The organism is Caballeronia udeis, from assembly GCF_001544555.2.
Taxonomy (GTDB): Bacteria; Pseudomonadota; Gammaproteobacteria; order Burkholderiales; family Burkholderiaceae; genus Caballeronia; species Caballeronia udeis.
Genome location: NZ_FCOK02000005.1, coordinates 78277 through 90628, shown reverse-complemented (window position 1 = coordinate 90628; position 12352 = coordinate 78277). Strand labels below are relative to the sequence as shown.

Below are 12352 nucleotides of genomic sequence, written 5' to 3'. Positions count from 1 at the left end.
TGAACGCGAGGCATTGGCTTTTATCGTTTCCGCTCAGGATCAGGTGAGCAGGCTTTCTGCCGGCACGTAGGTATAACCAAGGGCGCGCGCAACGGCCTTGTAGGTGACATGTCCCTCGCACACGTTCAAGCCGGCCCGCAGGTGTGAATCATGGGACAACGCGCGCCGCCAGCCTTTGTCCGCAATCGCCAGCGCGTGCCCGATCGTCGCGTTCGTGAGAGCGAAGGTCGAGGTTCGCGCCACCGCGCCCGGCATGTTGGCCACGCAGTAATGCACGACGTTGTCTACGACGAAAGTCGGATCGGTATGCGTGGTGGGCCGGGACGTCTCGAAGCAACCGCCCTGATCAATGGCGACGTCGACAACAACCGCGCCCGGCTTCATATGCGAAATCATGTCGCGGGTCACGAGCTTCGGCGCGGCGGCGCCGGGGATAAGCACGCCACCGATCAGGAGATCGGCGGCGTGCGTCGAATCCTCGATCGTCTGCGCGTTCGAGCACAGCGTGGTGACGCGGTTCCCGTAGATCAGGTCCAGTGCACGCAGACGATCGATGTTCTTGTCGATTATCGTCACGCGGGCGCCCATGCCCACCGCAATCTGCAACGCGTTGGTCCCGACCACGCCGGCACCGATGATCACCACATGCGCGGGGGCCACCCCGGGCACACCGCCAAGCAGCAACGCCATCCCTCCCTTCGATTTCTCCAGATGCGCCGCGCCTGCCTGGATCGACATGCGGCCAGCGACTTCGCTCATGGGAGCAAGCAGCGGCAAGCCGCCGCCCGGACCGGTGATGGTCTCGTAAGCAATGCATACCGCCTTGGAGTCGACTAGTGCGCGTGTCTGCTCCGGGTCGGGCGCCAGATGCAGGTACGTATAGAGAATTTGCCCCGCGCGCAGCATCGCGCATTCGGCGGGTTGGGGCTCCTTCACCTTGATGATCATCTCCGCACCCGCGAAGACCTCTTGCGCTGTGTCGACCACAGTGGCGCCCGCAGCCTTGTAGGCATCGTCCGATAAACCGATCTCCGCGCCCGCTGCTGTCTGGACGACAACTTCGTGCCCGTGGGACACCAGCTCACGAACCCCCGCGGGCGTCAGCCCGACCCGATATTCATGGTTCTTGATTTCTTTAGGCAGACCGACATGCATGATTGACTCTCCTCCAGAGAAGGCCAGTTGCCGGCGTCCGCGGCCATGGACGCCCGGGCGAACCCTTGCACGCGGATACCAGGCGTCTCCGCAGCCGCCAAGGGCGGTACTACTGCAAGCCAGGGCACCCGCCGCCGCATTGACGGTGTCCCATGCAAGATACTTTTGCGTCTTGCCGCGACGCTACTGCTGATCCAGGATACCGTCCAGTGTGATCGCAAACTGATGTCCCAGGACGATGAATGAGCCGGGGTTTTCCATGAGACATCCGGTGCGTTTCCTGTCCGCGCCGGTCCGCACGCAATGGCATTCGCGGCTTGCGTCTTCGAATCTTCCGGCACGACGAATTTCCGGCTAATCCGATCTGAGCGACCGTCGAACCCATGTTTTTGCTCTGGGACATTCATGGTTGCGACGCCGGATTCTTGCTGATTGAAAGCAAGGCGCGAGCCGACTCAGGGATCCAAACCCGTTGCGACGAGCAGGAAGAGAGGCACGGCATCACTCTCGCGATGCCGGTACCGTCAACGCCTCGCCCGTACGCGCATGTTGCGCATGCGCGAGGTGCTTAGTGGTCCATTGGACTGCCATGGCAAGGATTGCTGCCTCGATGAACGCAAGCGAAGCCGCTTGTCTGGGAAGGGTGAAAATAAGGCATAGGCAGAACGCGGCGAATGAAAACCGGCCAAGCACCATGCCGCGCAAAAGCGACACCACGAAGTCAGGGCCATGCGCCCGATGAGACGAGACAGAAAGCACGATCCCCAATAGCGGGAACACTGCAAGAAGACCGCTCCATTTCGGCCCAAGCGCAGACGACAGCGTGGTGACCGCGACGGTTAGCGCCGCGCCGGCAATCATGCGTCCGGTGAGATCGTTACGGCTAAGCGGGGCAACGCGGGCAATGGCATTGCTGCGAGGGAGAAACGTTTGTCCAAATGCGACGGCAATGAGTGCGGCTGCCATAGCCCAGGCTGGCGATGCCGGCATGGAAGCCAGGGCTATTGCCGCTACAAGCCAGCTTGCCAATCCAGCCGTCAGCGCAATGGGCCAGGACCGCGACCGGCAGGTCCATGCATAGGCGAAGTTGAATGCTTCGGAGGCGAGTATGGCGGACAGCGACAAGGTCGCCGCATGCGCTCCGAAAACCGGTCCGTGAGCCAGGACCAGCAGGAACAGGATAGGCCCGGCAACAAAGGGCAATCCTGCAAGCCAGCCGGCGATAGTGGGACCCCACCATTTACCCGACATGGAAACGACGAGGAGAAAGAGGGGGACCAGCGTCAGCTTTAGCGCGAGCATGGCAAGCCAGGCGGATTTAAAACCGGATCGTACACGAATTCGTCTTGGACTTAGCCGGAATAGAGGCGAGGTTTATCAAAGGGCCAAAGGGGCTTAGCGCACGCTGACAAATTGCTGCCCTCGTGCGCTAAGCCCGGCACCACGATAAACACACGGGCAAAGACTTGCCGCATCAAGCAGATGTGCGCGACCGGCAGGTATCCGTATTGGTTGCACGCATCGCTTGGCGGGATCGCTAGAAGAGGTGTTGAATCCCGGCGTATGCGCCGGACTGGCTGTGACCGGGGAGGGGGTTGTCGGTGCTGGTTGTATCGCCGAAGGAATTGGCGTTCAGGCCGAAGTTTGCATTGGCGCTGTTGCGGGTAGTCGCAATCTGGAAATCCAGCAAGGTGCGCTTGGTCAGGTTGTACGTGCCACCGATCGTATAGAGGGTCGCGTTGCCACCGCCATTGTTTGCATTGACGTGATACACCGCGGCAATGAGCGCCGCCGCCGGCGTAGCTTGCCAGGTCACACCGCCCCATTCCTGGCTGGTGGTCGTGATGCCACCCGACAAGGCGCCGGAAGTCGAATGAGATTGCTGATAAACCGCCTGGATCTTGAATTTCCCCAAAAACACATTGATGCCGCCAAAATATTCGCGGGAGAAATTGAAAACATCGTCCAGCGTTCCGTTAGCGGCGTCGCGCCATTCGTCGTAGATCGCGCGGATCTGGAAAACCGGCTGCGTATAGGTGAGCTGGATAGCGTCCGCGCGGCCTTGTCCGGTCGTGCCGTTACCGTTCCAGTTGGTCGCGTTGGAGAGCGCGTATTGCCCGCTGATATCGAAGCCGGCAATGGTCGGCGATTGATACGAGATGTTGTTGCTCGTGTGGTTCCAGTTACGACCGCGAACCAGCGATGCCGACGACCAGTTGCTTTGACCAAACGGATCGAAGTCCCAGACGCCGTTCGAGAGGAAAAGCTCCTTGCCGAGCAGCACGGTACCAAAGCGGTCGTTAGCAATTCCCACCGTGGCATACCGGTCGAACAGGCCATTGTTTGAAGGGCCTTGACCGGTCATGGTGTTGAATGCGCCTTCGAGGTGGAATACGGCCTTGTTGCCTCCTCCGAGATCTTCCACGCCCTTGATGCCCCAAAGACTCGTTCCCCAATCGCCGCTTTCCGCCCTGAAGCGGCTAGCGCTTCCGGTCGATGCGCCGGTCACGGGGTTTTGTCCCGTGGGTGCGCCGTTCACATATTCCACCCCGGCGTCTATTCGTCCATACAGGGTCACGCTGCTTTGAGCGCGCGCGGCCGTAGTGCCAGTAGCCAGAACCGACACCAGCGCAACGGCTGTGAGCTTGTTCATGTCTCCTCCAATAGTCAATTTTGACTGCGTCGCCGGTTCACCCGGCGTTTTTATCGCGCAGCCGTCGTCGTGTCTTGCGCATTTTATCCAGCTAACAACGGGTAAAAAAGCCCCGGATCTCTTGGGTAAATCCGGGGCCGGCCGTGGAGGCAGGGGGAGGACTTTCCCCCACGGAGAAAATAGTTATTAAGTTATTCAAACATCTGCTTCAGATAAATGCATTTGAAGAGAATAGTTATTTGTTGTGATACGAACAATCTCGCATGTTGGAATGGCAAGAAGCCTGACCGGCCCGCGGAGGACACCAAAATGCAGTCCTCGCAGATTGGGTAATCACGCATAGGCTTGTTGAGATGCGCCAAGCGCGCGAGCCCCATTGTGAAAGTCCGCCTGATAGCCGGTTTCGTCAATCAGGCAGCGGCCTTGAACACCCATGTTGCTGGACATCAAGGGACACTTTTCGAAGACCAGCGCGATCCAGTCAACAAACACGCGGACCTTGGGCGCCAGGTGACGATTGTGCGGATAGACCGCCGCGATAGGCATGGGACGCGGTTTCCACTGCGGCAGCACCTCGACCAGCTCGCCGGAACGCAGGTGCGGCAGCAGCATGAACTGGGGCGCCTGAACAATCCCGGCGCCCTTTACGCCGCACATCACGTAGGCTTCGGCGTCATTCACGGCTAGCGCACCCTGCATCTTGACCGCGGTCGTTGTCTGGTCGACAACAAAATTCATGTCCTTGATACGACCCGTCCTGTTGGAGAAATACTGTACCGCCAGGTGTTGCCGGAGGTCGTCCAGATTCGTCGGCTCGCCATGACGCCCGATATAAGCGGGGCTTGCTGCAGTCAGCGTCTGAAGCTCACCCAGACGTCGTGCGACCAGACTCGAGTCCTCCAGCTCACCAACGCGAATCGCACAATCCACTCCGTCCTGCACCAGGTCCACCGGCTTGTCTCCAAAGCCGACCATGAGGTCGATGTCGGGGAAGCGCTCCCGGAACTCGAGCAGCCGGGGCATCACGATCAACCTGCCGATAGATCCCGGCATGTCGATGCGAAGCTTGCCTTGCGGGCCCTTTCCGGAATTTGAAAGGGAGTCCTCAGTTTCATCGATCTCCGCAAGGATGCGAACGCAACGCTCGTAATATTGCGCGCCTTCGGGAGTCAGGTTCAACCGCCTCGTCGTGCGTTGCAGGAGGCGTACACGCAGGTGTGCCTCCAGGTTCTTGATGATCGTGGTGGTGGACGCGTGCGGCAGGCTCAGCGCATCTGCCGCACGGGAAAAACTGTTCATCTCCACGATCTTCGTGAATACCTGCATTGCCTGTAGCCGGTCCATGTTGTCTCACCTTCAGCGCTTTGCCGCACAGGCGGCAGCACGCTGTTCAAGCAGAAATGGGGAGGGTCGAAACGCGATTGTTCCGAGCGAGCGAATTGTGTTCTGGATTATAACCATTTATCAGAATTGCGCTGAAGTCCACAATCCGATCCATCGTAACTTTGGCGGAATGGCGCGAAGCGCGTCACACAGAACATGCAATTGACGAGCGATTCAACGCTCAGCATCGAAGACGTATCGATCACGGGTCATGCGCAGCTCATCAAGGTGCGCAGCTATCTTCCGGCTTCAAAAGGCGCGCTCTTGCCGATCATTATTTATTTCCACGGCGGTGGTTTTGTCCGCGGCTCGCCCGACGACGCGGAGATTGCCGCGGCGACGATCGCCCGCCATACGCAAGCGTGGGTGGTGTCGGTGGGTTACTCGCTGTCTCCCCGGTTTCCATTTCCTGCCGCGCTTGAAGATGGCTACCGCGCCACGCAATGGGCGGTGGCCAATGCGCGTGCACAAGGCGCGGATGCACGGCGCATGGGCGTGGCGGGTCACGATGCCGGCGGCAATCTTGCGACCTGTCTTGCAGCGGTTGCGCGGGATCGCGGCGAGTTCTCTTTTGCGGCGCAAGCGCTGCTCGCGCCTCTGCTTGATCCGAGCATGACGCGCATGGCCAACGAGGACGAGATTGTCGATCCGGATCTCGGCGCGAGCGAATGCGCGCAATGTTATCGAGCCTATTTGCCCAATGCATCGCAGTGGCTGCATCCGTACGCGGCCCCGATCGAATCGCGCCGGCTGGCTGGTTTGCCGCCGGCGCTGATCGCCAGTGCGCAACACGATCTGCTGCACGTTGAAGCCGAAAAGTATGCGGGCGAGCTGATTGCCGCAGGGGTGCCGACCGAGGTTACGCGGTATCGCAACGCTTCTCATCATGAGCTGGGGACACATCCGGCGGCGTTAGCCGATGTCGTGGCGTTCTTCCAGAAACGGTTGCCGCTCAAAGCGCACAGACGCTAAGCCCTCGTAGTGATTCATAAAAATTCATAGCGATTTAATCGGAGCAAAAAATGTCCATCACACGCAATCGGAAATACGCTGCGCTCGGCACAACGCTCGTCCTGGCCGGGGCGGGCGCATTGACGGTATTTCATGGCCACGGCGATTCGCCGGTCAGCTCGGCGGTTGCCGCGTCCAATGCGGCACCGCCGACGGAAGTCGATGTGGCTGCGGTTGTCGCCAGGTCGGTGACGGACTACCAGAGCTATTCCGGACGGCTGGAAGCGATCGATAAAGTGGAGATCCGGCCGCTTGTGCCGGGCACCATTGTCGCGGTGCGCTTCAAGGACGGTGCGTTGGTCAGGAAGGGCGACCCGCTGTTCACTATCGATCCGCGCCCTTACGTGGCGGAGGTGGACCGTGCGTCGGCGCAACTGGCTGCGGCCCAGGCGCGCAATGGCTATACCGCAACAGACGCCGCGCGTGCGGACCGCTTGCTGGTGGATAACGCCATTGCCAAGCGTGATTATGATCAGGCGCAAAACGCCGCGCGCGAGGCGCAGGCGAATTTGAAGGCCGCGCAAGCGGCGCTCGAAACAGCGCAGATCAATCTGGGCTACACGAATATTGTCGCGCCGGTATCGGGCCGCGTGTCGCGTGCCGAGATGACAGTGGGCAACATTGTCTCAACGGGTTCGAGCGCTCCGCTGCTTACCACGCTCGTTTCGGTCTCACCCATCTACGCATCGTTCGATGTCGACGAGCAAACGTATCTGCGCTATCTAAGCCACGACTCGCGGGCAAGCGTGCCGGTCTCGCTCGGGCTGGCGAACGAGGACGGCTACTCACGCGAAGGCAAGGTTGACTCGGTGGATAACCGCCTTGATGCCGGCTCGGGCACGATCCGTGTAAGAGCGCGATTCGACAACGGCGACGGCGCGTTGCTACCCGGTCTCTATGCACGCATCAAGGTGGGCGGCGGCGCTCCGCATCCGGCCGTGCTGATCGACGATGCCGCGATCGGCACCGACCAGGACAAGAAATTCGTGATGGTCGTGGATCACGACAACCGCGCGCAGTACCGCGAGGTGACGCTGGGTACGCAGAACGACGGCCTGCGCGTGATCGTCAAGGGCCTTCAGCCCGGTGAGCGGATTGTCATCAACGGCTTGCAGCGGGTGCGTCCGAACGAGGTCATCAAGCCGAACGCGGTGGTCATGTCCGGTACTTCCACACCGGTCAAGGACGCTTCATAGAGCGTGTGCTTCCAGGTAGCGCCACCGGCGCCACGCGAACGCTCATGCAGCCTCTCATGCAGACAAACAAACCATCATGAACATCTCCAGGTTTTTTATCGATCGCCCTATTTTTGCGGGCGTGTTGTCGACGATCATTCTGCTGGCCGGGGTGATCGCCATGTTCAACCTGCCGATCTCCGAGTATCCGGAAGTCGTGCCGCCGTCGGTGATCGTGAACGCGCAGTATCCGGGCGCCAATCCGAAGGTCATTGCCGAAACGGTCGCGTCGCCGCTGGAAGAGCAGATCAACGGCGTCGAGAACATGCTGTACATGCAGTCGCAAGCCAACAGCGACGGCAAGCTGACATTGACCGTGACGTTCAAGCTGGGCATGGACCCGGACAAGGCGCAGCAGCTTGTGCAGAACCGCGTCTCGCAGGCGCTGCCGCGTCTTCCCGACGACGTGCAGCGGCTCGGCGTGACGACCATCAAGTCGTCCCCGACGCTGACCATGGTCGTTCACCTGATCTCGCCCAGCGGCCGATACGACTCCACGTATCTGCGCAACTATGCGCTGATCAATGTGAAGGACAGGCTCGAACGGATCCAGGGCGTGGGGCAGGTCGACCTGTGGGGCTCAGGCGATTATTCGATGCGCGTGTGGCTCGATCCGCAGAAGGTCGCCGAGCGGGGCATGACGGCAACTGACATAGTCAACGCGATCCGTGAGCAGAACATCCAGGTGGCGGCGGGCGTGATCGGGTCGTCGCCGACCACGGCGAATGTACCGCTGCAATTGAACATCAATACGCAAGGACGCTTGCAGACCGAAGCGCAGTTCCAGGACATCGTGCTGAAGACTTCGCCTGACGGCGCTGTCACGCATTTGCGCGATGTAGCGCGTGTCGAGCTGGCCGCGTCCGACTATGCGCGGCGTTCGCTGCTTGACAACAAGTCCGCGGTCGCGCTGACGATCTTTCAACAGCCTGGCGCGAACTCGCTGCAAATATCGGATCAGGTCCGGCAGGCAATGAAGGAGATGCAAGTCGACATGCCGCCGGGCGTCCAATACTCGATCGTCTATGACCCCACCCAGTTCGTGCGCTCGAGCATTGACGCGGTAATTCATACGCTGATCGAGGCCGTTGCGCTGGTCGTGCTGGTGGTGATCGTGTTCCTGCAGACATGGCGTGCGTCGATCATTCCGTTGCTGGCGGTGCCGGTGTCGATCATCGGGACATTCTCGCTGCTGCTGGCGTTCGGATTTTCCATCAATGCGCTGTCGCTGTTCGGCATGGTGCTGGCGATCGGCATTGTGGTGGACGACGCGATCGTGGTGGTGGAGAACGTCGAGCGAAACATCTCGTCCGGACTTTCAGCACGGGATGCGACCTATCAGGCCATGCAGGAGGTGAGCGGACCGATCATCGCGATCGCGCTGACCCTGGTCGCCGTGTTCGTGCCGCTCGCGTTCATGTCGGGCCTGACAGGGCAGTTCTATAAGCAGTTTGCGATGACCATCGCCATTTCCACGGTGATCTCCGCGTTCAACTCGCTGACCTTGTCGCCGGCGCTGGCAGCACTGCTGCTGAAGGGACATGATCAACCAAAGGACTGGCTGACGCGCATCATGGATCGTGTGTTCGGCGGGTTCTTCAGGCTTTTCAACAAGGTGTTCCATCGCGGCGCTGAAAACTACAGCAAGGGCGTGGCGACCTTCGTCAATCGCAAGGCGGTGATCCTGGGTATCTACCTGGTCCTGCTGGGCGGCGCGGTGCTGATGGAGAAAATTGTCCCCGGTGGTTTCGTGCCGGCGCAGGACAAGCAATATCTCATTGGCATTGTCCAGTTGCCCAACGGCGCTTCGCTCGATCGTACGGAGGACGTTGTCCGCCAGATGGGCGAGATCAGCAAGAACGTCCCGGGCGCAATTTCCGCCGTGCAGTTTCCCGGCCTGTCGATCAACGGCTTTACCAACTCGTCCAGCGCGGCTGTCGTGTTTTTCGGGCTGACGCCGTTCGATGAACGTAAATCAAGTTCGATCACCGCCGGCGGCGTGGCAGCCGAACTCAACAAGCGGTTTTCCACGATCAAGGGCGCGTTTATGGCGGTGTTTCCACCGCCGCCGGTCCTGGGGCTGGGAACCTTGGGCGGCTTCAAACTGCAGATAGAAGATCACCAGGCGTTAGGCTATTCGGCGTTGAACGACGCGACGCAGGCGTTCATCAAACGCGCGGCGCAGACGCCTGAACTGGGACCTTCGTTCTCCAGCTATCAGATCAACGTGCCGCAACTGAATGTGGATCTGGACCGGGTCAAGGCGAAACAACTGGGGGTGTCGGTAACGGATGTGTTCAACACCATGCAGGTCTATCTTGGCTCGTTCTATGTGAATGACTTCAACAAGTTCGGCCGGGTGTACCAGGTGCGCGTGCAGGCAGATGCGCCGTTCCGTTCAAACACCGACGCGATTGGTCTGCTCAAGACCCGCAACGCCAACGGCGAAATGGTGCCGTTGTCCTCGCTCGTGAAGGTGACGCCGACGTTCGGGCCAGAGATGGTGGTGCGCTACAACGGCTACACCGCAGCCGATATCAACGGTGGCCCCGCACCCGGTTATTCGTCCGGTCAGGCACAGGCGGCGGTCGCGCGTATCGCAGCCGAGACGCTGCCACGCGGCTTCAAGTTCGAATGGACTGATCTCACGTACCAGCAGGAATTGGCGGGCAACGCGGCGCTTGTCGTATTCCCAATCAGCGTGCTGCTCGTGTATCTGGTACTGGCTGCTCTATACGAAAGCCTGACCTTGCCGTTGGCGGTGATCCTGATCGTGCCCATGAGTATTTTCTCTGCACTGCTGGGTGTCTGGCTGACTCACGGCGACAACAACATCTTTACGCAAATTGGCCTGATGGTGCTGGTCGGGTTGTCCGCCAAGAACGCGATTCTCATTGTGGAGTTTGCACGCGAGCTGGAGATGCAGGGACGGTCCATTGTCGAAGCGGCGATTGAGGCAAGCCGCCTGCGCCTGCGTCCTATCCTGATGACGTCTATCGCTTTCATCATGGGCGTGGTGCCGCTGGTGATGTCGTCAGGCGCTGGCTCGGAAATGCGCAAAGCCATGGGCATTGCCGTGTTCTTCGGCATGCTCGGCGTGACGCTCTTCGGGCTGCTGCTCACGCCGGTGTTCTATGTGGTGCTGCGCAAGCTTGCCGGCAACGAGCATGTAGTGGACAAGCACGGCTTGCATCCGCACATGCGCGGTATCGACGCATCGGTCGAGGCTTAACGGGCATTCAAGAGATATTCAATGAACATGACAAATACATACTTGAGCAACCGGGGTTGGGGATTGTCGGCATTGCTGCTGCTGGCGCTGGCGGGGTGCTCGCTTGCCCCGGTGTATGAAAAGCCCGATGTGAACGCCCCGGCCGCGTTCAAGGAAACACGGGTTCAATCGAGCGCTGCGGACGCCGGCACGTGGAAAACCGCGCAACCGTCGGATCATATTGCCCGCGGCCAATGGTGGATCATTTTCGATGACGCCACGCTGAACGATCTTGAGCAACAAGCACTGAACGCTAACCAGGACCTGAAAGCGGCGGTGGCGCGCGTGAAGTAATCGCGAGCCATTCAGCAAACGGCACGCTCCGGTTTGTTTCCATCGATAGACGCGGGTTTTGGGCCAACGCGGGAAAAGGTGACTCCCGCGTCGCTGCTTGAACCCGATGGCGTCAACGTGCCGTCACAGACGTTATGGCGCGCACAGGCCACGGCTTCCTATGAAGCCGATCTGTTCGGGCGGGTGTCCGATTCAGTGAAGGCTGCCGGTGCGGACGCCGAGCAAAGCGAGGCATTGCTTCGTTCCGCGCAGTTGGCTTTGCAAGCGGACGTGGCGCAGAACTATTTCAACTTGCGTGAACTGGATTCGGAGCTTGAGGTTTATACGCGAACCGTTGCACTCCGTGAACAAGCGCTTGAACTCGTGCAGCATCGCTTCAACGAAGGGGACATCAGCGAACTCGACGTGGCCCGGGCGCAGTCCGAACTCGCCACCGCTCGCTCCGACGCAATGACGGCGCAGCGGCTGCGTGCGTCCTCCGAGCACAGCCTTGCTGTTCTGCTGGGAAAGGCGCCTGCACAGTTCTCCATGGCGGCAAACCCGCTGGTGCCGGTGCAGATCCGCATTCCGCCCGGCTTGCCATCTTCACTGCTGGAACGCCGGCCGGACATTGCGGCCGCGGAACGCGCGATGGCCGCGGCCAATGCGCGGATCGGGGTGGCCAAGTCCGCCTACTTCCCGTCGTTGTCGCTCACGGGTGCGGCAGGAGTTGAATCCGCCACGCTCGGCGATCTCTTCAAATGGTCGAGCCGCGCTTTCCTGCTTGGACCGCTCGCCGGGACCGCGCTCACCGTGCCTCTCTTCGACGGAGGGCGGCGCAAGGGCAACCTCGCTAACGCTCGCGCCGTGTTCGAGGAGGACGCGGCGAACTACCGGCAGCAGGTGCTGGTTGCGTTCCAGGAGGTCGAGGACAACCTGTCGGACCTGCGCATCCTGGAGACGCAGACGCGCACGGAAGCAGAGGCCGTCAGCGCGTCCAATCGTGCCGCCACGATCTCCACGACGCAGTACACGGAAGGCGCCGTTAACTATCTCGACGTGATCGATGCGGAACGCACCGCGCTTCAGACGCAGCGGGCCGCAGTGCAATTGTCGGGTGTGCAGGCAGTCGCCACGGTTAACCTGATCCGGGCATTGGGCGGCGGGTGGGGCGGGGGTTCGGTCGATTCTGCAGCGGCAAACTCGTCCGGATCGAGCATCGCGCAGCGCTGATTGACGCTAAGTGCGCGCTAAGGCGAGTGCTTAAGCATAGCGACCGGTCATCACCCAAGGCGGGCGGGAATCACCGTTCGCCCGCCTGAGTATTTCTTGCGCCGCTAAAGAGAATTGAATCTGAACGAGCGGAGTCTC

7 protein-coding genes and 1 pseudogene are annotated in these 12352 nt (G+C 60.4%); 4 read left to right on the top strand and 4 right to left on the bottom strand.

The window, feature by feature from the left end:
- Window positions 1-39 precede the first annotated feature (39 nt).
- From ald to AWB69_RS05790, 4 genes are all read right to left on the bottom strand, one after another.
- Window positions 40-1155 carry an alanine dehydrogenase gene (gene ald, locus AWB69_RS05810; RefSeq protein WP_062083133.1) on the bottom strand — a complete coding sequence of 372 codons (1116 nt, stop codon included), beginning with the start codon at window positions 1153-1155 and terminating at the stop codon, window positions 40-42.
- Window positions 1156-1656: 501 nt separating this feature from the next.
- A complete protein-coding gene (locus tag AWB69_RS05800; RefSeq protein WP_062083129.1) occupies window positions 1657-2457 on the bottom strand; it encodes a hypothetical protein in 801 nt (266 codons plus the stop codon).
- Between the two features lie 235 nt (window positions 2458-2692).
- A complete protein-coding gene (locus AWB69_RS05795) occupies window positions 2693-3808 on the bottom strand; it encodes a porin (protein WP_062083127.1) in 1116 nt (371 codons plus the stop codon).
- 333 nt (window positions 3809-4141) lie between these two features.
- Window positions 4142-5152 carry a LysR family transcriptional regulator gene (locus AWB69_RS05790; protein ID WP_082913272.1) on the bottom strand — a complete coding sequence of 337 codons (1011 nt, stop codon included), beginning with the start codon at window positions 5150-5152 and terminating at the stop codon, window positions 4142-4144.
- A gap of 195 nt (window positions 5153-5347) precedes the next feature.
- On the opposite strand from AWB69_RS05790, the gene AWB69_RS05785 reads away from it, so the two are divergent.
- The 4 genes and pseudogenes from AWB69_RS05785 to AWB69_RS05770 all read left to right on the top strand — a co-directional run bounded on the left by AWB69_RS05785 (window position 5348) and on the right by AWB69_RS05770 (window position 12214).
- Window positions 5348-6163 (top strand): alpha/beta hydrolase, encoded by an 816-nt coding sequence (locus AWB69_RS05785; protein WP_062083125.1) that lies wholly within the window; start codon window positions 5348-5350, stop codon window positions 6161-6163.
- A 50-nt stretch (window positions 6164-6213) separates the two neighbouring features.
- Window positions 6214-7398 (top strand): efflux RND transporter periplasmic adaptor subunit, encoded by a 1185-nt coding sequence (locus AWB69_RS05780; protein ID WP_062083122.1) that lies wholly within the window; start codon window positions 6214-6216, stop codon window positions 7396-7398.
- A gap of 76 nt (window positions 7399-7474) precedes the next feature.
- Entirely contained in the window at window positions 7475-10669 is a 3195-nt protein-coding gene (locus AWB69_RS05775; RefSeq protein WP_062083120.1) for an efflux RND transporter permease subunit, read from the top strand.
- A 27-nt stretch (window positions 10670-10696) separates the two neighbouring features.
- Window positions 10697-12214: pseudogene (locus AWB69_RS05770) on the top strand (efflux transporter outer membrane subunit).
- The last annotated feature ends 138 nt before the right edge of the window (window positions 12215-12352 follow it).